At 45.0% G+C, this 24855-nt stretch carries 21 protein-coding genes, 4 pseudogenes and 1 other annotated feature; of the genes and pseudogenes, 19 read left to right on the forward strand and 6 right to left on the reverse strand.

The features are described from left to right. The first annotated feature begins 11 nt into the window (after window positions 1-11). The 14 genes and pseudogenes from KDM89_RS06880 (at window position 12) to KDM89_RS06945 (ending at window position 15075) form a co-directional block, all read left to right on the forward strand. Entirely contained in the window at window positions 12-782 is a 771-nt protein-coding gene (locus KDM89_RS06880) for a copper chaperone (RefSeq protein ID WP_212687217.1), read from the forward strand. A gap of 529 nt (window positions 783-1311) precedes the next feature. Next, complete coding sequence (locus KDM89_RS06885) at window positions 1312-1629, forward strand: hypothetical protein (protein ID WP_212687218.1); 318 nt, start codon at window positions 1312-1314, stop codon at window positions 1627-1629. Continuing rightward, entirely contained in the window at window positions 1626-2111 is a 486-nt protein-coding gene (locus KDM89_RS06890) for a hypothetical protein (RefSeq protein ID WP_212687219.1), read from the forward strand. The genes KDM89_RS06885 and KDM89_RS06890 overlap by 4 nt, the downstream gene beginning before the upstream one ends. A gap of 540 nt (window positions 2112-2651) precedes the next feature. Next, window positions 2652-4961, forward strand: a complete 2310-nt coding sequence (locus tag KDM89_RS06895; RefSeq protein WP_212687220.1) for an AAA family ATPase — start codon at window positions 2652-2654, stop codon at window positions 4959-4961. Then, window positions 4958-6928 (forward strand): UvrD-helicase domain-containing protein, encoded by a 1971-nt coding sequence (locus KDM89_RS06900; protein ID WP_212687221.1) that lies wholly within the window; start codon window positions 4958-4960, stop codon window positions 6926-6928. Before KDM89_RS06895 ends, KDM89_RS06900 begins: the two co-directional genes overlap by 4 nt. Window positions 6929-7331: 403 nt before the next feature. Continuing rightward, window positions 7332-7526 (forward strand): hypothetical protein, encoded by a 195-nt coding sequence (locus KDM89_RS06905; protein ID WP_212687222.1) that lies wholly within the window; start codon window positions 7332-7334, stop codon window positions 7524-7526. A gap of 2 nt (window positions 7527-7528) precedes the next feature. Continuing rightward, complete coding sequence (locus KDM89_RS06910; RefSeq protein ID WP_212687223.1) at window positions 7529-7981, forward strand: type II toxin-antitoxin system YafO family toxin; 453 nt, start codon at window positions 7529-7531, stop codon at window positions 7979-7981. 114 nt (window positions 7982-8095) lie between these two features. Beyond that, window positions 8096-8398, forward strand: a pseudogene (locus KDM89_RS06915) (integrase core domain-containing protein); the annotation flags it as partial. A gap of 361 nt (window positions 8399-8759) precedes the next feature. After that, window positions 8760-10019, forward strand: coding sequence for an IS4 family transposase (locus KDM89_RS06920; protein WP_212687225.1), 1260 nt, complete (start codon window positions 8760-8762; stop codon window positions 10017-10019). A 120-nt stretch (window positions 10020-10139) separates the two neighbouring features. Beyond that, complete coding sequence (locus tag KDM89_RS06925; RefSeq protein ID WP_212687226.1) at window positions 10140-11201, forward strand: CBASS cGAMP-activated phospholipase; 1062 nt, start codon at window positions 10140-10142, stop codon at window positions 11199-11201. Between the two features lie 3 nt (window positions 11202-11204). Further along, window positions 11205-12506, forward strand: a complete 1302-nt coding sequence (locus tag KDM89_RS06930; RefSeq protein ID WP_329604628.1) for a CBASS cGAMP synthase — start codon at window positions 11205-11207, stop codon at window positions 12504-12506. Between the two features lie 18 nt (window positions 12507-12524). After that, window positions 12525-14294: an E2/UBC family protein gene (locus tag KDM89_RS06935; protein ID WP_212687227.1), complete on the forward strand. Its 1770-nt coding sequence runs from the start codon at window positions 12525-12527 to the stop codon at window positions 14292-14294. Then, the gene (gene cap3 / locus KDM89_RS06940; protein ID WP_212687228.1) at window positions 14287-14748 is read left to right on the forward strand and encodes a CBASS system CD-NTase/cGAS isopeptidase Cap3; all 462 of its coding nucleotides are present in this window, start codon (window positions 14287-14289) and stop codon (window positions 14746-14748) included. The genes KDM89_RS06935 and cap3 overlap by 8 nt, the downstream gene beginning before the upstream one ends. 147 nt (window positions 14749-14895) lie before the next feature. Further along, complete coding sequence (locus KDM89_RS06945) at window positions 14896-15075, forward strand: hypothetical protein (protein ID WP_212687229.1); 180 nt, start codon at window positions 14896-14898, stop codon at window positions 15073-15075. Window positions 15076-15099: 24 nt separating this feature from the next. On the opposite strand, the gene KDM89_RS06950 is transcribed toward KDM89_RS06945, so the two are convergent. Then, the gene (locus KDM89_RS06950; RefSeq protein WP_212687230.1) at window positions 15100-15312 is read right to left on the reverse strand and encodes a hypothetical protein; all 213 of its coding nucleotides are present in this window, start codon (window positions 15310-15312) and stop codon (window positions 15100-15102) included. Window positions 15313-15488: 176 nt separating this feature from the next. Between KDM89_RS06950 and KDM89_RS06955 the strand changes: the two are divergent. Further along, window positions 15489-15626: pseudogene (locus KDM89_RS06955) on the forward strand (transposase); the annotation flags it as partial. Between the two features lie 159 nt (window positions 15627-15785). Here KDM89_RS06955 and KDM89_RS06960 read toward each other — a convergent pair. The 3 genes from KDM89_RS06960 to KDM89_RS22955 all read right to left on the reverse strand — a co-directional run bounded on the left by KDM89_RS06960 (window position 15786) and on the right by KDM89_RS22955 (window position 19229). Further along, window positions 15786-17027: a hypothetical protein gene (locus tag KDM89_RS06960; RefSeq protein ID WP_212687231.1), complete on the reverse strand. Its 1242-nt coding sequence runs from the start codon at window positions 17025-17027 to the stop codon at window positions 15786-15788. A gap of 526 nt (window positions 17028-17553) precedes the next feature. Then, window positions 17554-18762, reverse strand: coding sequence for a tyrosine-type recombinase/integrase (locus tag KDM89_RS06965; RefSeq protein WP_212687232.1), 1209 nt, complete (start codon window positions 18760-18762; stop codon window positions 17554-17556). Window positions 18763-19061: 299 nt separating this feature from the next. Next, the gene (locus KDM89_RS22955) at window positions 19062-19229 is read right to left on the reverse strand and encodes a prepilin-type N-terminal cleavage/methylation domain-containing protein (RefSeq protein WP_212687233.1); all 168 of its coding nucleotides are present in this window, start codon (window positions 19227-19229) and stop codon (window positions 19062-19064) included. 222 nt (window positions 19230-19451) lie between these two features. On the opposite strand from KDM89_RS22955, the gene KDM89_RS06975 reads away from it, so the two are divergent. Next, window positions 19452-19988, forward strand: coding sequence for a HEAT repeat domain-containing protein (locus KDM89_RS06975; RefSeq protein ID WP_212687234.1), 537 nt, complete (start codon window positions 19452-19454; stop codon window positions 19986-19988). Between the two features lie 89 nt (window positions 19989-20077). On the opposite strand, the gene KDM89_RS22845 is transcribed toward KDM89_RS06975, so the two are convergent. Next, a complete protein-coding gene (locus tag KDM89_RS22845; RefSeq protein ID WP_212687235.1) occupies window positions 20078-21502 on the reverse strand; it encodes a M16 family metallopeptidase in 1425 nt (474 codons plus the stop codon). A 273-nt stretch (window positions 21503-21775) separates the two neighbouring features. On the opposite strand from KDM89_RS22845, the pseudogene KDM89_RS06985 reads away from it, so the two are divergent. Further along, window positions 21776-21916: pseudogene (locus KDM89_RS06985) on the forward strand (IS3 family transposase); the annotation flags it as partial. A 486-nt stretch (window positions 21917-22402) separates the two neighbouring features. Here the strand turns inward: KDM89_RS06985 and KDM89_RS06990 are convergent. Next, window positions 22403-23137, reverse strand: a complete 735-nt coding sequence (locus KDM89_RS06990; protein WP_212687236.1) for an AAA family ATPase — start codon at window positions 23135-23137, stop codon at window positions 22403-22405. A 112-nt stretch (window positions 23138-23249) separates the two neighbouring features. Here KDM89_RS06990 and KDM89_RS22425 point away from each other — a divergent pair. Further along, a pseudogene (locus tag KDM89_RS22425) lies at window positions 23250-23598 on the forward strand (IS3 family transposase); the annotation flags it as partial. Beyond that, window positions 23524-23641, forward strand: a sequence feature (AL1L pseudoknot). It overlaps the preceding pseudogene by 75 nt. Window positions 23642-23809: 168 nt before the next feature. Continuing rightward, on the forward strand, window positions 23810-24835 hold the full coding sequence (gene adhP / locus KDM89_RS06995) for an alcohol dehydrogenase AdhP (protein ID WP_212687237.1): 1026 nt from the start codon (window positions 23810-23812) through the stop codon (window positions 24833-24835). The last annotated feature ends 20 nt before the right edge of the window (window positions 24836-24855 follow it).

Genomic DNA, 24855 nt, shown 5'->3' on the forward strand with positions numbered 1-24855 from the left:
GGGTAACCGCGATGAGACCATCAGCAAAACTGGCACGTAAGATTAATTTTTTGCTGATGAGTCTCAGCTTGTTGGCATGGGTTCTCATATTTTTCAAATCCGGCGACAAGCTTGAAATAGACGTTTGCCGCACCATCGCACCGAAAGGTTTCGATCTAAATTTTATCAACGTAGACAGCATCATGAAGTTGGGAGGGCAGTGGTGGGCATGGAGTTTAATGGTGCTAGCAATGATGAGTCCAAAGTTGATTTTACCGTTACAACAACTGGCAGCACTTAGCTTGAAAAGATTGCGCTTTAGTAACTGCATTTTGTTTGTGCTTGGTTATCTGAGTAGCTGGAGCCTTGCTAGCCTGCCGTTGTTACTCCTTAGCCCAATGATTCAGCGTCAAGAACTTAGTGGTTACTTGTCAGCGTCATTAGTTTTGATAGTTGCGTTAATTTGGCAATGCTCGCCTTACAAGCAATATTGTTTAAATCAGGGGCATCAACATAAAATTATCAGGGCCTTTGGCTATCAATCCGGTATTGATTCATATAATTATGGTTTGCAACACGGCATATATTGCGTTGGTTCTGGGTGGTTGCTTATGCTTTTTCCTATGATGGTAACCGCTGCTCATTTACCAGCAATGGCAGCCGTTACTTTCATCATGTTCAGTGAACATTTACAAAATCCCCGTCCTGTAAAGTGGCGTTTTGACTTACGTTTGCAGCTTTTGACTTATCTGTATTATTTAGTGATGAGATCACTTAGCGTGAAACTCGGAAGGAATATTTGAATCTTAGGGACTGTTGGCAATTAAATTACTTGCATGAATGTGAAGATATCGTTAATAAATGATGTGTAAATCTGCATCAACTTTGAGGAAGTTTGTATTATCTATTGCTGAGCGAAAGTAGTCCTGATCATTCCATACTTGATCGCAGTGCATTCGCAGTTTGCAAACGTGAAGTTACGCATGTAATATTATTTTAAAATTACTATTTTTAATAAAACGTAATTCTCAGTATTGTTCGTTGTCACTGAGCAATGATTTGAAAGGGTGCTCGCAGTTAGTGTGCAGATATATAAATTACTTGACGTGTACGAAGTAGATGTCATGCTGATGTGTTTTGCAGAACGCATATTTCATATTGCGATCGCCGTAGTTCATCCCGTAAAAATTATCCTAATTTGATGATCTGAATTTATTTTCCTGGAAAATAAAATAATTTAGTAGCATTTAATGCTCGAAAGATATATATTTCCATTTTTAAAAATAGAAAAAATTCCATTGGTGCTTTGGTAATTTTATTTGAGAGGCAGTATTGAAACTCTACGTACTTGATAAAAAAGGTAACGGTAAAATATTTATTCGTTCTGTTGCTCGGAGCCGCCCGGCGCTTGCGCAAAAACTAGGGGGCAATATGTTTATGTCCAATGGAGTAACTTATGACGTGAACGACGTTTTTGCAGAAAAAGGCTCTGACAATACAGCACTTGGAATGTTAGTTGGTGGTGTAATTGGGGCATTAGGTGGAGGTCCCGGTGTCGCAGCTGGTGGCTTTATTGGGGCGCTTCTTGGAAAGGAGCAGGATAAAAAGGAGGATGCTGAAGTTGCAGAGTTCAATGGGAGCACCGCATGAGCCGGGGTAAATTTAATGTGCCGCGGTTAGCCGTGATCTTAGTATTGCTGATTCTTGGCGTTGTTTTGGTAAATTTCAAAGACGAAGCTAAGAATTTTGTTCGCATTTTTCTTGAGTCAAATTGGCCTGCAGTCGTTATTTGGCTTCTTGCTATCGTTGGTGTTGGCGCCAGTAAGTTCTTCAGTAAACTTGAAAAAAGTAAATCCAACGGGTTCATTTATCAAAGCTTTGGGGGGTATGCTGATTCAGTGTTCACCATTGCAACCTATGGATTTTCCGGTAGCACGTCACTTGCACTCTTAAAAGGCCTATACTTGCAGCTATTCTTTGGGGGCGCTTTTTTTACTGGATTTGGTGACTTCGACCTAGCCTCTATCTTTGTTATATCATCATTTTTGTTATTCTATTCTGTCATTAGTACTACGACGCAAATCCTAGAAGTTGTGTTCCAAGCTGAAGCTGCAGAGGTGACCTCGATATAGCGATTGGATTTAAGGAGCATAATCGATTTGGAGTAGAGTGGCTTCGCCCCCAACTAGCCTTTGCTGGACCTGTCGCCCTACGGGCTCAGGCTTGTCCGTCAAAACTCGTCGGCCTCCCGCCTGCAACACTAACGCTCGGTGCCTCGATTACAAGCGCCGCTTGGAAGTTTGCACTGATTTGTGTAAGTTTGAAGCCGCCTATTACCTTTGAGGCGAGGCTGTCTTTTCGTGACACGGTAACGCTTTTGCTGCGTGCGTTCTCTCGTCGCAAATGAAGATTGGGTGTGAAATGTTCACGCGGTTTCTCATTAAGATGCCAGCCTAAACCGAGCTAACTTGGCATAGCTATTACCTCGAATATCACAGCTAAGAGTGATGTCATAACTACGTCAGAATAAGTGCGAGAAATCGAGAATCGAAGACCTTACAGCTCTCGTTTGGGCAGTATTTTCCTGTTGTTAAAGTAGTACATGATTGATTTTAAGCTAGGTGCTCGACGCCTAATGGTACCTTGTTACTTGCGATCTGAAAGGTTTATCAATGTCAAACTCGGTTTCCGCCACCTCGTCTCCCGGAGACATTACACTTCGGTTCATTGAGCTGTGCCAGTTCCGACGATTGGGTAAGGTTCAGCTGGATGTCGATAAGAAAACCACCATTCTGGTCGGAGCGAACAACAGTGGGAAGACTGCGATACTCGCTGCTCTCCGTCACTTTCTTGCGGAAGGTTCGCCTTTTGGCGCCTTTGACATCAGCCTGTCGCAATGGCCAAAATTGAGGGCTATTGGCAAGGAGTGGGAAGCTCTGACAGAGGATCCTCTAACCGTCGCTGGAGACGAAGAGAAATGGAAGCAAGCGCTTCAAGTTCTTCTTTCTACCATGCCTACTTTGGACCTTTGGTTCGATGCGGAAGCAGGCATGTACCACTACGTCGCCCCCTTCCTGTCCAAGTTCAGTTGGACAGGAGGCCCTGTGGGCGTTCGCCTGCGCTTGGAGCCAGCATCTACCCTTGAAGAACTAAAGCAACTGGCCTGGCGATATCGAACGGCACGAGAACCAGTGAAGGATATGGGAGCGGACTCGCTGGCGTGGCCTATAGACCTTCTGGATTTTTGGCTCCGCGAGCCTTCGAAGCTCGGTCAAGTTCGAGCATACAAGCTGAATGCAGAAAACAACCCTATAACCTCATCCAAGACCTACGCCACCCACGCCCTTGCTGCAGATGCCACCCCCATTGAACGGAAGCACCTGTCCAGCGTAATTCGGGTGGATTTCGTGGCCGCTCAGCGTGGCCTAGGTAGTGAGGAAGCTGAGTCGCGTTCTGCATCGGGTCCTCATCGAGTTGGTATGTTCTCCAATCAACTCCTCAAGTTCGCACGTCAGCACTTGAACGTTGCCAGCACAGGGCATAGTCAACGAGCGGACCTATTTAAGGCCGTAGCGGAGGCGCAGAGAGACCTAGATAAGAAAATTCATGAAGCTATTGCCGATTCGGTTGAGGCGGTGAAAGTCCTCGGATACCCGGGCCTTAACGATCCACAGGAAATTCGATTCCGTACACGTATCCAGACTGCTGACTTGTTAGACCATGGGACTGCAGTTCAGTACAGTATGCAGAAGGAATCGCTTGAAGAACTTCTCCCTGAACACTCCATTGGACTTGGTTATCAGAACCTCCAGTCACTCAGCTATCAGTTAGTCTCCTTTAAGGCCGCCCGACTAAGGCCTGAGAAGGGCGCACCTGCGCCGGTTCACCTGGTGATGATTGAGGAGCCTGAGGCACATCTTCATGTCCAGGTGCAGCGCATTTTCCCAGACAAGGCGCACAAGCTTATCAGCCCGACAGAAGCAGACGCTTCTGCGCTCAAGAGCCAACTACTTATCAGCACCCATTCAAGCCATCTCGCGCATGCTGAGGACTTTGACCGCCTTCGCTACGTCCGGCGTATTGCAAAGAGTGTGGCGAACCCGATGCCTACGACTGAAGTGGTCAATCTTGGACAAGTTTTCGGTGATGACAAGAAGACGCGCCAGTTTGCGGAGCGATACTTCCGCGTTCAGCACACCGACTTGTTGTTCGCCAATGCAGCCATTTTTGTCGAGGGCGTAGCCGAACGTATGCTCATTCCTCTCTTCATGGAACGAGATTTCAAAGAGTTGAGCAGTAGGTATGTATCCTTTCTTGATATCGGAGGAAGTCATGCTCATCGACTTAAGCCGCTAGTTGAAAGGCTTCGGATTCCGGCTGTTATCATCACTGATATCGATCCTTGCGAAGAGCAGGAAGGCAAACCTAAAAAAAATGGGGACCCAACCAAGAAGCTCGTTGCGGTTGCCAACATCGGTCAAGCAGACCTTCGGTGTGGTAACCCTACGCTTCGCGGCTGGCATCCGAAGCTCAAGATGCTTGACGACTTTAAGAAGCCGACCGACGCCCACTTGGTATGGAACGAGATTGAAGGATGTTTCGTGCGATTCGCTTGGCAGTTGCCAGTTGTTGAAGCCGATGGTAACTGGCCGAGCTCCTTTGAGGATTCGCTGGTTCTCACGAACATACCGTGGTTCAAAGGGCTTATGGAAGAGACGGTGGCGGAGGACGACGAGGACATCGAACTACCAACCGGTGCACTTGGCGCAGTAGCGAAAGCTGCAGCCGGTGCTAATAACATTGCTGAGATGGTTACCGCGCTGCATAAAGTAATGCACGGTTCGCTCAAAAAGGGGGAGCTTGCTGCAAGTGTTTTTGAAAAACTATCCGCTAACGAGCCAATTGTCTGCCCGAAGTACATTGCAGATGCCTTAGCCTGGTTACAAGAACAGCTCGAACCCAACAAGGAAGTGGTGGCATGAGCGCGGCCCTTATTTTTGAGGAGAATGAGCGCGATGCTGGAGTCGTCGAGGAAATCTGCGGATATCTTACCGACGAGCCTCCGCGCAGTTACTTCCTCTTTGCCGGGGCAGGCTCTGGAAAGACACGTACCCTGGTCGAGGTGTTACGTCGGATGACGGGTATTGTTGACCATGAAAAAGGTGGCCAGTTCGCGCGGCGACTGCGAATGTACGGCCGCTCAGTACGTGTAGTCACCTACACGAAAAACGCTGTCGCGGTCATCAACGGCCGCCTCGGGGACAACGATTTAGTTGGCGTTTCCACGATTCACGCGTTTTGCTGGGAGCTTATTAGCGGCTTCAACGACGACATCCGTGCTGCGCTTGTCGCCGTTAAGGAGGCTCAACTCGAAAGGGAAACTGCAGAAGCGACGGCTAAGCCGAGGGGAATCACCGCCGCGAAGCAGCGGGACTTGGATGAAATCAAAGCCGACATTGAGGCATTCAAACTGACCGACGTATTTATCTATCACCCTGATCGAGACACTTATGGTGCCGGTGCGCTCGCCCACAAGCATGTGCTGGACGCGACAGCTTGGCTGTTATTGAATCGACCAACGCTGCAAACCATTCTGAAGGATCGCAATCCCATCATTCTTATAGATGAGTCGCAAGACACGATGAAGGGCATGCTGGATGCCTTGATGAGTTTAGCGGAGCCCAGGGGGAGCGGTCTCACACTCGGGCTGCTTGGCGATCATCGGCAGCGTATTTACACCGATGGTCACTCAGACCTTCCCAGTCTTATTCCGGCTGGATGGGCTATGCCGGAACTGCAAATGAATCATCGCAGTCAACGCCGAATCGTCGAGCTCATCAACAAGATATGGGAATCCAAGCTTGATGGCAGAACACAGCCGGCCAATGGTGTGGCTCAGCATCCGCGAACAGAGAAAGCTGGTGGAGTGGTGCGGCTCTTTGTTGGTGACACTTTTTGCTCTGCAGATCAGAAACTCGCAGGCGAGCGTTGGTGTGCAGAAAAGATGTTGCAGGTGACGGGGGATGCCGCTTGGCGCCAAGGTCGTTATCAGCTTCTCGCCCTGGAGCACAAGCTCGTTGCAACTCGTGGCTCGTTCCTTGAGGTGTACGGCGCCATGGTACTGCTCGATCCGAATTCTGCCGCGCCTACAGGGAGTGGTGAGAACAAAGGACCAACTCCTGTTCAATTGCTTCTGAACGAACTTGCTCAGTTGGAAGCCTGTATCGGTGCCAATGGTGCCGTAGATGAATTCAAGGCCACCGAAGTCTTTCTCCGTTTTGGTCGGCTCGAGAACTTGCCAGAGAATGAGGTTGAGCGCGCGAATCGTGTGGCGGCGATGCTTCAAGCCATTACCGCCTTTGGTGCTGCATGCACGGCACCGGGAGCAACTGTGGAGCAAGTTCTCAAGCCGGTCTTGGAGGCAGAGCTGTTCGAGGTTGACTATCGTCTTTCGGAAGCCTTTGCTGACAAGTCTCCGGCACTTCCGGCTCCCGGACGTGGAGAAGAAGAGTCCAAAAAGGACCGTATGCGGCGGGGATGGTGTGCGCTATTCGCCAGCCCGTGGGGTCAATTGCAGAAGTATCGCACTTACCTCGCAGGTAATTCGGTGCTCGCAACTCACCAGGTGGTCAAGGGCTCGGAGTTCCCTCATGTCATGGTTGTGATGGACGATAAGCTGGCCGGAGGCAACCAGATTTCTTATGACAAGATTTTTGGGGGCGTTCAGCCCAGCAAATCGGACTTGGAGAACTTGGAGAAGGGAAAGGAGACGACCATCGACCGATCCCTGCGCCTCCTGTATGTCACCTGTAGTCGGGCGATGGAATCGCTTTCTCTTGTGCTTTGGTCTTCTGATCCGGCGGCTGCGCTGAGGAGAATTAAGGATAGCGATTGGTTTGCGGACGGTGAATTTATAGTGATAGAGTTGAACGATGCAGACTCGCTCTAACTATTTTAATGCGGTCACATTCAGACGTGGTAGCTGTTCGGAAATTGGTCTGAGCGATGGCGTGCCGTCTGTTCTCAGTGCAATAGATCTGCCCCGGCGAATGCCGGGGCAGAGGATGCTTGTGGTGCTAGGTATCGGCAAAATGTCGTTTATTGGCAATAGAGTAACTCTAAGTTGATGATTTTTAAAAAAAGTTGGTTTTAGGTAGATTTTTTATAGGTTTTTCATAGGTTGTTTTGCTCTGATGAGGAGCCAGACACACAGCAAGCTGTGGTCTGTGGCAGCCAGAAGGACACGACGGAGCGGTCCGAACACTCAGCCCTAGTGGGATCAGTCATGGTTGATTGGTGATGCCGATAGTGGTATAAGGAACGTGAGAAATTCTATTTAATAGGTGATTGCTATGAAAAAAATGGCATATGCTGGAATGAATGGTTTCCTCCTGCAAGGAAAGAAAGTAAAGCCTGAAGTAAAGGGAAGAGCTGTTCCTGTTCTTTCTGAATCAAGAAAGAGGTTGTTTGCTGGAATTGAAACTTCTTCAGAGTTTAGTTCCGCAGCATTCTATGAACGATATTCCAATATCAAAAAGAGATATTGATCTTGGTTGATGTTAAAACAACAAAAATAATTGAAGGCGTCTTTTCAAATGCAGGTTTAGATTTAGAAGAATTCCGTAATCTCTTTGTTGATTGGAAAAGTTTAGGTCCAAAGGGTGAAGATGAAGTTTATGAATTCGGAAAAGATGTTCCATATGAAAAGCCTCATGTAAATGGACAAAAAAATGTGTTAATGCATGTTCATTTGGTTCCAATAGTAGATATTGAGCAAAAAGAAAAATGGGATAAAAATTGGGAAAGATGCTCTAGAAGAACAAGCAATCGTTCATTGGTTTATGTAAATGATGGCAGTAAGAAATTTTTGCTAATTGATATCATTCCTGAACCAGATGCTCATGAAATTCCAAAGATGCTTACACAACTGCATAAAGAAATAATGGAATTTTATGCAGAGATTGCGGATAATTTCATTTACAGTGGAACTATCATTGCCTAAAAGCACCTTCGGGTGCTTTTTTCTTATCTTGCTACCTGATAATTATTATCTAGCAAAGGAATGAATATGGATAAAAATGAGCCATCCATATGGCCACCTTATCAAGTCTTCTATAACGGGCCGGAATTTATATCAGCAAGCCTTGCGGACTGGGCGCAAAAGCATGGGATTCATCTGGAATTTATTGAGCCGGGCAGGCCAATGCAAAATGGTTTCATTGAACGTTTTAACCGCAGTTACCGACAAGGTGTGCTGGATATGTACGTGTTCAGGAGTTTGCAGGAGGTGAAAGAGCGAACGGAACAATGGATGACCGATTACAACGAGCAATGCCCGCATGATTCACTCAACGGGATGACACCTGTTGAATACCGACTGTTCCATCAGCCTCAAAACTCTGGTAATACCTGGCACTGATTAGGGGAGGTTTACAGACGGAGATTGTTTCTACGCCCAGAAGTGGAGCGCTGGCTTGCTGAGCAGGCAAATGCCCATCAACCCGAAAATTAATCTATCTGAATTAACGTCGGAGACCGAGATGTAATTCGAAAACGCCTTAAGAGCGATTATTTAATTTTGTGAGAGCAGAAAAGACAAACCCCCGAACTATCGATCAGTTGACGCTGAACGACTCGGGGGCCTGATGACAATTCTTGGCGGACTGTCACAGACATATTGGCTTTTCTAGATTGGACTGTCAAGCGTTTCTACGCTTGCGCCTTCTCTCGCCCTTTCGAACCGCAATGCGGCGGGCTACGCCTGTCCAGAGAGAAGCCATATGTCTTGTCATATCGAAGTGTTCCGCAATTTTGCGGAACACTTACAGTCCGACTTATTTCGTGAAACTGCACGGCACTCAGAATACCCTACAGCATTTACCCGAAAAGGTGGCAAATTACCTTTGCCTAGCTTGATTGCTGTGATGGTTAGCGGCATGCGCATGAGCGTGCGAGCCGAATTAGATCAATTTTTTGCACACCTCCGACAACAAGCTCAGTTAGTTCATCACGTTTCCGAGCAGGCTTTTGCTCAAGCACGAGCCAAGTTGTCTGGTGCCGCCATTCCTAAACTCAATGATTGGTTTATTCAGCAAGTTGATGCGGCAGGCCTTGTACCTAGATGGCGTGGTTTGAGGTTGGTTGCTGCAGATGCTTCCAATCTGCGCTTCGGCTTACGAGCAAGTCATGTACCCCGAGCGGCCACTACAGAGCAAAACGCGTTTGCATTATTTCTACCCGGCGTAGAAATGACGTTAGCTGCAACACTATATGATGTTAGCGTGGGTGAACGTCAAATGCTGTTTGAACATTTGGAAAAACTGAGTGTTGACGATATTCTTTTGCTTGACCGCGGCTATCAAGCGAGATGGTTGGTCGCTGCGTTAAATCAAGCAGGAGTTCACTTTTGCATGAGAGTAGACCGCGCTGATAAGGGCGGTTTTAACTGCGTACGCGATTTTATACGTTCTGGCAATGATGAGGCAGTCGTTAGGCTGGGCGCACCAAATCAAAAGGATGTTACTGATTACGGTTGCCCTTCAACAGGGCAAGAAGTGCGTCTTGTGCGTATTGTTACATCAGATGGTGCCATTCGTGTATTGATGACTAACTTACTGGATGCACGCGCCTTTCCTTGCGTCGAGTTCGGTGAGCTTTATCATCATCGCTGGCGCATCGAGGAGGCCTTTAAACGATTAAAGCATCGTCTAAGCCTAGAACATGTGTCTGGCTTGTCTCAATTGGCCGTGATGCAGGACTTTGCAGCTAAGATATTGTGCGACAACTTACAGGCTTTAGCATGCCTTGCGGCGATATCAGATGAGCCCTTGCCAGAGGGACGCCGAATTAATCATTCGTACGCTCATACGGTTTTAAAACGCATACTTCCAGTGCTGCTATTGACTTCAAGTGCAAGTCTCATACTGAAGGAGGCATTATTACTCATAACCAGCCATACCTATCGCCATCAGGAGGGGCAGTCTAAACCAAGAAAATCTTCGCACAAACCACATAAGTATATGAGTCATAAGGCATGTTGACGCTGCTGATGATGGAACATAGCGTAGATTCTTGCGAAATAGACCTTACTTCAAGCAAGGTATTGAATTTTCAGTAACCATCCCCAAATTAGCCATATAGAAAGCTAAATTGGGGCTTATATGTCAGAAAAAAATGATTGCATCAAAATATTAAGCCTCAATGGCGGCGGCGCCAGAGGACTTTTTACCATCAATGTACTTGCTGAAATAGAACGCATAATCGAAGAAACAACGGGTCAAAAAGAAGTCAAAGCTGGCGATTACTTTGACCTTATTACTGGTACATCTATCGGCGGCATCTTAGCGTTAGGTTTAGCAGCGGGGAAAAGTGCACGAGAGTTAGAAGCTGTTTTCCGAAAGCAAGCGCCACTGATTTTTCCTGCACAATCATCATGGTTAAAAAAAATACGTGCGGCATTCAGCCCACGATATAGTAGCCAACCGTTACTAAACGCTGTAGTTAGCATGATTGGAGCAGACACAGCCTTTAATGATCTAAATCGTCGCGTTATGATTCCAGCGGTAAATTTATCTACTGGTAAGCCTCAATTTTTTAAGACCCCGCACAACCCACAATTTAATAGGGATGGACGCCTCAAGCTGGTCGATGCTGCAATGGCTACCTCAGCTGCTCCGACCTATTTTGCACCGCATTATTGTGCCGACCTAGATGCATATTTTGCCGATGGTGGTTTAGTCGCCAACAATCCAAGCTTTATTGGGTTACATGAAGTGTTCCGCGATATGGGGTCGGATTTTCCCAATGCTTCAGTAAGTGATGTACAGATATTAAATATTGGCACATTAGGTGAAGAATATACCGTGAGCCCTGCTGCTTTGGGATCGACAAGCAACAATGGATACTTGGGATTGTGGGGCGTTGGCGAGCGCCTAGTTTTAACGACAATGACAGCTAATCAGTTACTTCATAAAGCAATGTTACTGCGTGAACTTAGGTCTGCAGACGCTTTAGAAAACTACGTATATTTGGATGATACGATTCCCAACGAAGCTGCGTCCGATATCACCCTTGATAATGCGAGTGAAAGTAGCCTTCGCAATCTTGCCAGTCGTGGCAAGCAGTTAGCAACTGACAAATTCACTAAAAACCTCAAGCTGCAGAGCTTTTTTGCGCATCCCGCGGCTCCTTTCAAACGTAGTGAATCTGCCCATAGGGAGTAAATCGTGACTTATAATTTTCACAATTATTACACTGACCGTGCGGACGGGCTCATCAGTAAATTGACACTGACTGATGAACGAACCCAGATGCTTAAAGAGTTACGCAGTCGTGTTCGTACTCGAACCAAAGAGGTTTTTGAAGAAGCTAAAAAGCTAGCTAAAAACAAGACTCTTGTAGCTCTTTCTATGGAAAGCTTCAAAGTCGAGCTTGCAACAACTCGGCTTCGCCATTTATCACCAATGGCTCAGGAAGAAATCGCTCTTTTGATTAAGAATATGGATGAGCAAACACGCACAGCGTTTTTAGAGTTAACCCCAAGGTTTTGGACGCAAGGTAGTTTTCAGTATAACACCCTCAATAACCCCTACAACACACCACCTCAAGAGATGGATATTGATGATGGAGCCTATCTGCCTATGGCTATTTTCGAGGATAAGCCGGTAATTGGCCATCGGCTTCTCTTGCTTCTAGTCGATTCATCACTGCAATCACTTGTTGCCGAAAATAAAGGCTGGGAATTTGAAGCTAAACGAACCTGTGCTCGCATCAGAATTCCCGCTAAAAATACGCACATTGATGTTCCAATGTATGCCATTCCTGAAGATCAATTTTTACAGAAACAAGTGGCTTTGGCGTCATTCCATGAAACGGCTTTCGATTCTGTTGACGCGCGCGCTGATGCATGGATGAGCAATCGTGCGGCCTACGAATTGGATTCAAACTCGGTAAACCTTGCTTTACGCGATGGTGAACAAAAATGGTGTAAGAGTGATCCCAAAATTGTTGAGGATTGGTTTAATGAAAGTTGTGGACGTATTGGCCGCCACCTGCGCAAAACATGCCGCTTCATGAAATCTTGGCGCGATGCTCAGTGGGATAGTGGAGGACCTTCATCTATTTCACTCATGGCTGCTACTGTAAATATTCTAGATCGTCTTCCACATGACAGTGGTGATTTTGGTGCAACGATGTTGTTGATTGCGACGCATCTTCCCAGCGAATTCAGCAACGGTATAGAAAGCCCTGACCATACAGATGAAAAACTGCTTTTCCCTCACTTCAGTGAGCATGGAGAACGTGAGCAGCAAATTATGGGTAAACTTCATGAATTAAAGGAGATCTTGGTTGAGGCTGAACGCTCTGCGACGAAAGAGCTCGCACTGAAAGTGATTAATCGTGCATTTGGTCAGCGTGTAACAAAAAGCGATTTGATCGTTAATAAGCAATCAGCTCCTGCGTTTAAGAATGATCCAAGTGTAGGCGATCAATCCAAGCGTATTAGTGCAACGATGTCTAGCGGTTAATCCCACGTGTCAAGTCAAATGCATCAAATCTTGCTGGGTTGCGGCTATCGCTATACCAAAACTCAGCATCTTCCGCAGAAAAATCCATTGCTCATCCATGACAAAGCTACAGGTTTCTATGTTAAGGAATACAGCACAGCAGGCGGAGCATTCAAGATTGCTTTGAGTTTCAGTGGCGATCCTCACATTGAATTACCCGATGCATATGTTTTAAATAGCCCTGAGCAATACCGCGGTTGTTTATTACCGCATATTAATTTTGGATGGTATCTATGCTACGTCGAAGAGATGGAAGCGGATTGGAACCCCAATGATCTAGATGGGACCTATCATCAAGTTGATCAACAAATTCAGCTGACACTCGATAGTTCTGTTTCTTCTGTTGTTGAAGGTACTCCTGATGATGTAGAACTGGAGGGAGAGTTTTCGTCATATTGGTTAGGCGACAAAACGGTATATCTGCTATCGGAGGCTGAAGAAGGACAAAATTTGCAGTGCTTAGTCGCTATTGCCGAACCTAATAAAGCACGTCCTATAAGTAAAGAGAATGAAGAATGGGTCGCCTACCATGCGAGCCATGAATCGGAATGCAAGATATGGCTTAAGCAAAGGAGTTTGATGGACAGCGACAGCGCTCGAATCCTTACTCGCGGTTTTAAAATTAAGCCTTCTCGTTTGGCTGGAGTCTCGTGGCCTCCTGAAGATTTAAAATCGGTGTTTGAATGGTTATCGGAAGTGGATCGCGCGGCTCTGATTCGAATTCTTGAGCATTTTGTTACTAATCCTGTTAAGCGTCATTTGTTACTGCTCGACGTTCTTCATCAAGATATGGTCGCCCTTTACGTAGAGTTTAATCTTAAAGCGACTGCATTGGGCAGCTATTCGGTTAAGAAAAGTCGTCAAAAAGGGACTGGGCGGACTGTTAAGCATAATGCTTTAGCTACTGGCTTATCAGGCAAAACCTCATGCAACAAGTTTGATCGCCTTAGCGTTACCAGAGCTGATCGAAAAACGATCTTGACCCGTAATCGACCAAGGCCAGAAGTTGGTGATTTGAGTGGGAAACGGATTGCGCTTATTGGTTGCGGCACAATCGGTGGCTATTTATCTGGCCTATTACTTCGCGCAGGAGCTGGATGCGGCAAAGGTAATTTTCACCTTTATGATGGCGATACGTTTGGCCCACAAAATTATGGGCGGCATGCACTTACAGTAACCCATTTTGGGCAAAATAAAGCCGTTGCATTGGCTGAAAATCTCAAATCGACCATTCACCTTGCAAGCCAAATAGAAGGAATCCCTCTCTCCTTTCCGATCACGACGGAGCATCTAAGAAGATATGATATTGTTATCGATGCCACAGGCCGTCCCCCTGTCTCAAAGCGCCTTGCCAAGCTAATCAATTCTATGTCTAGCGAGCAAAGGCCTATCGTTGTCCATGGGTTCAACGATGGAAACGGTCGATCCTCGAAGGTGATTGTTGATGATGGCCATTGTTGCTATGGCTGCTTGCAAGCCGACCCTACTTTCTATAATCAAGACGGCGTTGATTTGCGTTTTAAAGACATCGATCACAAATCAGAACGACACATCAGTTGTGGTAGTACTTATACGCCTTATGATGCTGCGGTTAGCGTGATTACTGCCAGTATGATGCAAGAGGCCGTACTGGCTTCTCTAGAGCCTGAAAGGCCTTGGACCTACAGCGAACATATGTTTGACGGTAGCCGATCAAGGTCATCTCGTCACTTATCTCGTCAGCCTAAATGCGGGATTTGTTATGGTTGATTTTGAGCTGACATTTAAAGATAACAATGGCCATCTGCTGGTGATCATGCCCACCGTTGTAACTCGATTGCTAGTGTATCGTCAGTTGCATTGGAATAGTAAAGAAGCGGCAGGAGTACTTATCGGTGAACGACGAGGGCCGCATTTAGTTGTTCAGGATATTTCTGAACCTGGTAATGGAGATATTCGTAGTCGTTATTCAGTCGACAGGCGTGGTTCTCACCACCAGACCGTTGTTGATGAGGCCTTTATTCGATCTTCAGGAACGTTGCAATACTTGGGTGAATGGCACACTCATCCGGAGGATAAACCTTCTCCTTCGGCGAAAGATTTAAGCAGTTGGCGACGGCATCTTGTTGATTCGGAACAAATGCTTTTGGTCATCGTTGGGCGAGAAGAAATGTGGGCTGCAAAAAAGATTGCAGATACGATTATTCCACTTAACAAAATTTAGAATAAATCTTTGATTTAAGTAAAACCTGAATGTCTAATGCTTTATTTTAAATAAGTCAAAGCAAGCACGTGCTGTCTTTATATTTGTTAGCTTGGGTGGATTGATCTTGTAGGTGGGATTGTAGGAAATATATTCCCAAGCCTAATATTGAACAAGCCAGAAGAAACAGATGTGCCGCATCACATCTTCAGAGCCTACTATTTAAATGATGGAATTTATCAAGTGCTGGGTGAAAGACATAATGTTCAACCAATACTTGATGAAGTCATGAGGGTTCATGAACTGTTGGAAGGGTTTGATGAAAGTGGTGGAACGTTTAGGCAATAAAAAAGCACCTTACAGTGCTTCTTCTTAATAAGATACAGGAAGTGTTAAGGTATCTTTATAGTTATTCGATTTATCATATTGATTTTCCGGGATTGATACCATCACATATCTTGATGTAATTTCAAACTGCACAACAGTTTTTATACTGGAAGTGTAATTAATTGCATCTGTATTTCCTGAAGTAACTCCAGTCATTGTTTTTGATGGATTTCCAAAAATTGTAAGTGTTGGAGTCAAACGGTAATCATTCCGAAAATTAACAGACGCTAAAAGTAGAATTTTCTCGTACTATCAGCGTAGGAGATTCTTCATGAAAATATCAAAATTCAGTGATAGTGTAGTGGCTTACTGAATTTGTCCACCTGATTAGAGGTGTTATGCTGCACCTCGTAAGCAATTGGGTGACATGATGAATAACATTTAGTCCTGAATTCCGTCTTGAGTGTGCGCAGCTTGTACTGAATCAAGGCTATTCCGTTGCCAAAGCCGCTCAAGCAATGAATGTGGGCAAATCGACCATGGATAAATGGGTTCGGCTATTACGTAAAGAGCTTGCAGACGTAACGATCTGCTCCCCAGATTAGTGCGATCAAGATGTAGAATCTACCTATAGGAGGCCGTATGAAAAAGCGATTGACTGAACTCCGGGGAAAATGTACGTCTTTGCTTGCTCATCAAACACCTCTCGATGACGAGTATTCTCGCCTAAATCAGTGTTCGGATGCATTACAGGCAGTTTTCAACAGTTCCTTAAAAATACCTTGAAATTCTATTCGCATACGGACTATCAGCGGCTTAGGGAAATTGTTCTCATCAGATCTTCCATATGCCTGAAAAAACACTGCGGTTTCATTTGAGACCATCATTTTTTCGAATTCGCAGGCATTATTTTTGGTTGTGGTCAACTCTAAGTCGGTTAGTTTGCCGGATTCAAAATGTAATGTAGGTATTATGTTTTTTGAATCAATGTTGGGTCGCCAGTTGATTGCAATTATAAGTGGAATGTTTCCATCTTTGTCTTTGCCTGCTTCAATGCGAGCTTCCCAGTTGGAGTAAAGTGTGTAATTTTGATAGCGATTGGGAGCTAATGTAATCGAACAAGTAATGTTACTTTCTTTGGATGCGCAATAGTTTACTGCAATAGGTATAGGGTACTTCTTTGCGTTTGATATTGAAGAATTATTTTCATTTAAAACTCTCGAGCTAGATTCGATCAGAGCTTGTGTTGAAAAATAATTCCCTAAATACACGGCTGAATAGAGTGAGACCATGTAAATAAGTAAAGATGATTTTATTCTTTTTAATTCAAATTCCGAATTTATACCGAATTCTATTTTTATTTTTTTAAATGAAAAGTTTAGATAGTATAGAGCACCAAGTGAAATTGCGAATAAGTCAATAAGTGTTGAGATGGCTACTATCAATGTTGAGGGGAATTCGCTCTGGATCGGCAATTTAATTATTAAATTGGAAGTTATTGCCCCTATTGCTGTGGACATCGTTGCAAAAATAATTGCCATCGAAGTAAGTAGCAAGGTGATAATGCAAGTTTCGACAAAATTCAATTTAAATTCATTGATTATTTTTTTTGTAAGTAATAATCCAGTAAATACTTCAAATGCTATATATGCTAAAATAATTATGAATGGAGTTGCTATGGTTGAAATGGGATTTTTTGTGAATGCACTACTTATTTGGTAGTAATTGTACGTGTAAGGGAAGGATGTTAGCCACAAATTTAGAATTATCCCAGCAATAATTGCTAAAATGCATAGTGTGCCTAATCCAGAAAAAATGCCATTTCTTTTTTTTGAGTCGTTAAGTGACGAGAAAAGACTTTCTTTGCTTGATGCGAAATCATAGATTAGTTTAATGTTGCTTATTGGGAATTTTAACAAGTTTTTCATAATATGAAAAATAATTTCAAATAATTTATTTTCATGTTTTTGCATATTTGCGCCTACTTTTTAATTATTTTATTTAATTAATTTTTTTTATGAGTTTTTTCTATTTTTCTTTGATTTTGTGGTTCTGATAATAAGAATAGGTATTATGTTTTTTTTGATTTTCAGATTTAATGGAACAAAGTTTTTGTATTTTTCGGCGATTTTTTGATGGAGCGGTTTGATAATAAAAGTTGATTAAATTAATTCTATGCTCTTCAGAAAACGCAGATTATCTTTAAAGATGGATGTGTCCGAAGAATCTAGAGGTGAATTGGTGTTCGAGTGCTTTTGTGTAAATTAAGCTTTCAGTCTAAGTGAGATAATTCGATCTTTTGTCTAATAAGATTAATGAATTATCTTAATGAATTTAATCAAAAGAAACTTAATTGGCGCTTCCCTAAGGATGAAATTCCGGTTTGTTTAAGCTATTTTTCTGTAAAAATTGTCGCTTGTAGCGCCTCGAATTGAGTAGACAATCCAAGACGCTCCACTAAAAAATTAAGCGCTACCAAATCCAGTTGGTCTATTTTTGCTACTTAGAATCGACACTGTTTACAATGAATGTAGACCATGCCTCCATCAACGGCCGACGCTGTTCAAGTAAATCCGTTCGATGATAGGCAGCCTCGACTTTATTTTGTATAACATGAGCCAACGCTCGCTCAGCTAAATCACGCGGGTAACCGTGTTCACTACACCAGTCTCTGAAACTTGACCGGAATCCATGGGCAGTTGCGAATCGCCCTTCGGTATCGCTGGGCGCTTCACATCGGCGAAGGAAACTGGTTAACGTCATATCTGATAATTCGATTTGGTCACGAGGTGATGGAAAAACGAGTTCGTCGTGGCGCCCCTCCTGCTGTCGCAAGATTTCCAATGCGCGAGTTGATAACGGTATGCGGTGTTGTAGCTGGGCTTTCATGCGTGTCGACGGAATGGTCCAGATGGCATTTACCCAGTCGACTTCAGTCCATTTCATTCCCCGGACCTCTCCCGAGCGTGCAGCAGTCAAAATCAAGAACTCAAGCATGGGACGTGTAACGTCGTACCTTGCAGAAGCGATTAATTTTTCCTGGACAAATGCCGGGATATCGATCCATGGCATAGCGGGTTGATGTTGTGTCCGAACCGTTTTGGAGGGCTGTTGTGGCAGTAAGTGTTCGACAACGTCAACTGGATTAGAGGTGCAAAAACCATGGGCCCACCCCCAGGCCATAACCGCATGGAGCCTTTGCTTCAAGCGACTAGCTGTTTCAGCTTTCGTAACCCAAACTGGACGTAATGTATCAGCGATGTGGCGGGGTTGGATCTGATCTAATGGCATTTTCCCGAGTTTTGGAAAAGCATAGGTTGTGACTGTGTTGATCCACTGTTGTCCATGTTTTGCATTTTTCCATCCCGGAAGTAATTCTGAATGCAGCGTGATCGCGGCTTCTTTGAACGTTGGAATGACTAATTTTTGAGATTCAGCCACCTTTTCTTCGAGCGGATCAATTCCCTGCGCCAGCTTCTCTCGCATCGTTGACGCGACTTTGCCAACTTGGGCGATACCAACTTCCGGGTAGCTACCTAAGCCCGCATTCCTTCTTTTGCCAGTCACTGGACTGACGTATCGTAAAACCCATTTTCCACAACCTTTTGTCTTCGTAGGAAGTAACGAAAGCCCTGTAATGCCACCGTGTGATAGGGCAGGTGAGTCGGGCTTGATGTTGCGTGCTTTTGCATCAGTCAGTATTGCCATTGTCAGCCTCAGCTATAAGAAATTACCACAAACCAGTATGCCATTCAGTATGCCATTTGTAGTGAGAACGGGTTGGAAAATGTTGGTTTCGATTGGATATTAATCCGATATAAGTGTATGATTTTATTGGAGTAAATTTGATTTTGCTGGAACTTGTTGGACTGTCTTATGGACGCCCCCCTCTCCGCCAGAACATAAAAAGCCCTTGATTTCTCGAGGGCTTTTTTGTTTTTCTATCGGGTCAGTATGCCACGCAGTATGTTATTAATGGCACGTGCAAAGATCATTTACTTTGCCTTTCAGAGGCCAAGCTTTTCAGTAAGTAAAATTTTGATTATGTTAAAAATAGAATTTTTGCGTGTGTGAGTCTGAACAGACGTTTGACTGACGCGACTAACAAAGGCAGCAACGGCCAGTACAGCCAATAACTCAATTAAAGTAAAACCTATTATTCTACGAAGTAACATCGGTCATGTTATTTTCTCTTGCATAGTGTCACCAGTATATATGCCACACCGTGTTAACCTTGCCGAGGGTCAGTGGAGTATATGTCATAGACGTCATCTCCTTCTTTAGATGTGAGTGGCTTGAAAAAATGCCAGCAGATACTCTCCCGCGAGAGGGAAAGCAACCCAGAGAGCTTGCGGTCGGAGGATCGCGTCATGGTAAGGGCGGGAAAAACCAATAATATGATTACTTCTGGAATTGACAAAGACGGGGAATCCTTGCGTTTATTGGTCGCGCAAGCGCTCCGCTCTTATCCTACTGAAAGCATTCATCCTTTCTTGGAAGACAAGAACGTGCTTGTGCGAAGCGCCGCTGCAAGGGAGGTGCAGATTCGTGGAGAGTTCGTATCGTTTCAATATGCAATTGGTCTTCTTCAAGACAAACGAGCATATGTCCGGGAAATTGGCGTTTTTATACTAGGGCAGCATGGCACGCCGACTTATCCTTATAAGGCAGAGTCGATAGCCTTAATTTCTGAACGACTAACGTCAGATAAATCCAGTGCTGTTAGAGCTGCTGCGGCGGCGAGCCTCGGCCATCTAAGAGCATATGAGGCAATTGAGTTCTTAATCGAAGCCGCGTCCGACACTTCGGCTGATGTGCGTGGATGTGTTGCATTTGCACTAAATGGTATGAAACGTCGGATCAGGGCTCGAGAAGTACTCAGAACACTTAGAAAGGATGAAAATGGTGAAGTTCGTTTTTGGGCTGATGAATAAAGGTCTTAACCTACAAACTTAGTCAAATATGAGGATTAAGTGCGCCACCTGATGGTTCAATTCGGCGGCGCTTTATTTTCAAGCCTTGCCTAACCGTTCCTTTTTGGTTTCGGCGTAGTCAAAGACTGGCTGTCAAGCGGATCAAGGAAAATGCCGAGAGTTCGGTTTTCTGGTCTAAACCAGCGTTGCAAACTTTGACGATATGTCACAACATTCATATTCTCAATTTCGTCACGTAAGCGGTAATAGCTTTGCCAGTCCCCACTGACAACATGCTGTGCGATGCTCTCCACAAAGAGTTTTGGCGATTTTTCATTTTTGTTCAAATCATCCAATAACTCTGCTTTTTGGGCGTCGATCATCTTATCCGTCACTTGCAAAGCCAGATTTTTTTCTTGCTGTTTCAGAAATTTTCTCAGTTCCGCGAGTTGCTGTTCTGTACTCAAGCGTATTCTCAACATGAAAGCGCTGCCGTGTACAAATGGGAAAGTGTACGCTTCGACGGATTCTGCTTTTTTTGTATCCAGCAAGGACTTTTGCCAAATGCTGGTATCCGTCGTCGGAGAAATGAATGTACCTGCCATCAATACCGCAGCGTATTCCGGTGAATTTAATTGTGGCACGCGGTATCCGACCCACACCACGGGTTTGGCATCGTGTTTACGGATGATAAATTCCCGTTCACCATACTGTGGCAATTTTTGATATTCGAATCTTTTTGACTCTTGCTGCGGTAGTGGAACGCTGGAAAATTTTTCTGTTATCAGTGCTAAGGTACTTGGTAAGTCAAAATTCCCGGCAATCAACAGTGTGGCGCGGTCCGGGCGATAGTGCTCAGACCAGTATTGTTTTAGATCTTGCAGAGTGATGCGTCGTAAGTCTTGTTTTTCGCCGACTGGATTAACGCCATAGGCTTCGTTTCTGAAGAGATCTTTCAGCATCAGGCCATATTCCGTGTAAGTTTTATTTTGATGTGCGGCCGTGAGTTCTTCGTCGACTTCATCGACAGATTGCGTCAGGTAAGACACATGATCTTTGAACTGGCTCATGCGTTCTCTTTCCATTTCAATGAAAGGAGCCAGATCTGTTGCATTTGTCAGAACTGAGCGATAGTAGGTAAAGTCGCTGGCCGTAATCCCTATACCTCTGAATTTCAAATCAGAGTAATTGTTCTTGTGCGTTTCCTGGCTTCTGTGCACGAGATAGTGTTCCAGGACATGATTTAACTCTATCAGCCGCAATTGCTCATTTTTTCTGCCATGGCGGTAAATCATGTTCACAGCCAGTTCAGTGCTGTTTGTATCCGGTTTCAGCAGAATCTGTAATTGATTGTTGAGCCTGTATTCCCGTACGCCGTGAAATTCGCCGACATAGCTGGGTATCTCTTGCTGAGTAACTGAGCCCCATGCACATTGACTACCGAGTAGCCAGAATAAGAAAACGACAAAAGATAAATAACGCATATTTCCCCTGTTTAAATATTCATTGAGTTTTGCAGGATTGATAAAACTCACCGTATTCCGGATGCGCACTTTCGGTCAAACGTTCAAGGATGGGTATTTATAAAAGTGACGGCGCCGTTTATTGGAATTGTGTTTTTGAAAACTAGTCAGTATAACCATACTTGTGCAGTATTAATACTTTTAAGTAATTAAAGTTGCACTTGTTGAAACTACGAAGCATGTAACTATTGATTCAATTATTAGACCTCCATCAATACCCCGCCGCACTTAATCCGCATACTAAGTCCCATATGACCGCCAGGTCATTTATTCACTTGTTTTGCGGAGGAAGTTCAAATGGCGACGCTGGAATGGGTGTCGTGGTTCAATCATCATCGTTTAATGGAGTCGATAGGTCACATACCACCGGCGGAAGCAGAAATGAATTATTGTCAACAAGTTTCTGGTCAGGCCATACCGGCCTGACTCACACAAAAGGGCCTCTCAAAAAACCGGAACGGTTCAATTTGCTATGCGTTTTTCCGAAGATTTGAATTATCGCGAATATATAAAATGTATAGCTGCGGATAATTATTCAGCAGCAAGAGTCGCGTTGGAGACTTGTTTAAGTACAGATTCGATCTTGTCGTTTCAAAAGGCCTTTCTTCTTCAACAAATAGGTATTACCTATTTTTTGAAAATCAAATCGATCAGGCTTTGCATTGCTATGAGTTGTCTGAGCAAGTCGATTTTGATTCATTGATGCCACGATATTTATTTGCAAAATTTTTTGCAAATAAACTCATGAATTACGAACGGGCGATTGCCAAATGCGATGAAGTTATTTTTTAGCAACGTCATCGCCGTTCAAAAAAACGGAAAGTGATCTAGGTAGCGACTATTACGTAGCAAAAGCCGAAGAACTTAAGCAATTCTGTCATGCGCAGCAAATGGGAAAGTAATGTTCTGTAATTACTCGTCCAATAAAGTTTTTAAACGGTGTGGGTAATGATTTAGAAAATTGCGTGTAATTGCAAAATGCTCCGTATCTTCATATTGAATCTCACTGAGGCCGGAGCTATCAAATAAAACGATCTTTGCGTGTGGGTACGCTAGTAAAATTGGGGAATGCGTCGCAATAATGAATTGTGATTCCTCTTTAACAAGTTGGTGAATTGCTGAGAGTGCTGCAAGCTGTCGACTGGGTGAAAGAGCGGCTTCCGGTTCGTCAAGTAGGTAGAGTCCGTTTCCACGAAACTTGGCAGTAAGAAGCGCCATGAATGCTTCACCATGAGAGCATTGGTGTAACGATCTACCGCCATAGCTGCTAATCACGCCAAAATCACGCAATTCGTCAACGTATGTGGCAACGTTGTAGAAGCTTTCGGCGCGAAGGAAATAATGATCTTTTGGAGTGCGAAAACTTTTTGCCGTTTTTATATAACGATGTAATTGAGATACTGTTTCTGCAGTTTGGAACAAAGTATTTTTTGTGCCACCTTCCGGGCTAAATCCAACGGAAAGTGCGATTGCCTCAAGCAAGGTTGATTTGCCTGAACCGTTTTCTCCAACAAAAAAAGTAACGTCTGAATGAAACTTTAGTACATCAAGATTTTTTATTGCAGAGATATCGAACGGATATTCTTCAGTGCTTGGTAAAATATCATGGCGAAGTGATACCTCTCGAAGGTATGGTTTAGTTTGCATTGTTGTATGTGCTTCCAATGATCATAATGGCAGTCTAAGCATATGATCTCCGACCGGCAAGGTAAACCGTACCGGAAAATTGGTAGGCTCCAATACTTGAGAGAATGGAGCTATGAACGAATCAAAATATTCCCCTGAAGTGATAGAACGTTCCGTTCGCATGGTCATGGAGGCCTGAGTGAGTACGGCTCGCAATGGGCAGCGATTGAATCTATTGCCGGTAAAATTGGCTGTACTGTAGAAACCTTACCTCTCTGGGGGTGTCAGTATGAAACCGATACAGGGCTTGGGAACAGTGTGACGACTGAAGAACAGGAGCGCATTCGTACACTGGAGCGCGAAGTCAAAGAACTGCGCAAAACAAACGAATTTCTGAGGCTTGCGAGTGCTTTTTTCGCACAGACGGGGCTCGACTGCCACCGCAAATAGTTAGCATCTTCATTGATCAGCATCGGGCAACCTAAGGGGGAGAGCCGATTTGTAAAGCATTGATTTGCCGCCCTTTGTTTTGTTTCGTATTTTTGAGTGTCAGCCTATTTGTAGACGACTCCCCGGCCACTGCGCTGATCACCGCTTTAGACCTCCATCAATACCCAGCATCACTTTATCCGCATACTAAGTTCCATATGACCGTCAGGTCATTTATTCACTTGTTTTGCGGAGGAAGTTCAAATGGCGACGATGATGAAAGCTGCAGTAGTACGTGAATTTGGTAAGCCACTGTCGATTGAAGAAGTGCCGGTGCCGACGCCGGGGCCGGGGCAGATTCTGGTGAAATATGAAGCGAGCGGGGTTTGTCATACGGATTTGCATGCGGCGAATGGTGACTGGCCGGTGAAGCCGACGCCGCCGTTTATTCCGGGGCATGAAGGTGTTGGTTATGTGGCGGCGCTGGGTGCGGGTGTGAAGCGTCTGAAAGAGGGCGATCGTGTTGGTGTGCCGTGGCTGCATACGGCTTGTGGTTGCTGTACGCCTTGCCGCACTGGCTGGGAAACACTGTGTGGCGAGCAGCAGAATACCGGTTATTCGGTGAATGGCAGCTTCGCGCAGTATGGTCTGGCGGATCCGAATTTTGTGGGCTTGCTGCCGGATGGTCTGGAATTCGGCCCTGCAGCGCCGGTGTTATGCGCCGGTGTGACAGTCTATAAAGGCCTGAAAGAAACCGAAGTGCGCCCGGGTGAATGGGTGGTGATTTCCGGTATCGGCGGTCTGGGGCATATGGCGGTGCAGTACGCGAAAGCGATGGGCATGCACGTGATTGCCGCTGACATCCATGAAGACAAGCTGGCGCTGGCGAAAAAGCTCGGTGCAGATATGGTGGTGGATGGTCGCAGCATCAATGCCGTTGCGGATGTGCAGCGTATTACCGGTGGTGCGCATGGTGCGCTGGTGACGGCGGTGTCGCCAAAGGCGATGGAGCAGGCTTTTGGTTTCCTGCGTGCCAAAGGCACGATGGCGCTGGTTGGTTTGCCGCCGGGCGATATTTCTTTGCCGGTATTTAACACGGTGTTAAAACGCATTACCGTGCGTGGTTCGATTGTCGGTACCCGTCAGGATCTGGAAGAATCGCTGGTGTTTGCTGCTGAAGGCAAAGTGGCGGCGCATTTTACCTGGGATAAGCTGGACAATATCAATGCGATTTTTGAACGCATGGAACAAGGTAAGATTGACGGACGTATCGTGCTGGATTTACGCTGAGTTGCTGTGCAATTCCATTG

Source organism: Cognatundibacterium luofuense (assembly GCF_018139685.1).
In the GTDB taxonomy this organism is placed as follows: Bacteria; Pseudomonadota; Gammaproteobacteria; order Burkholderiales; family Burkholderiaceae_D; genus Undibacterium; species Undibacterium luofuense.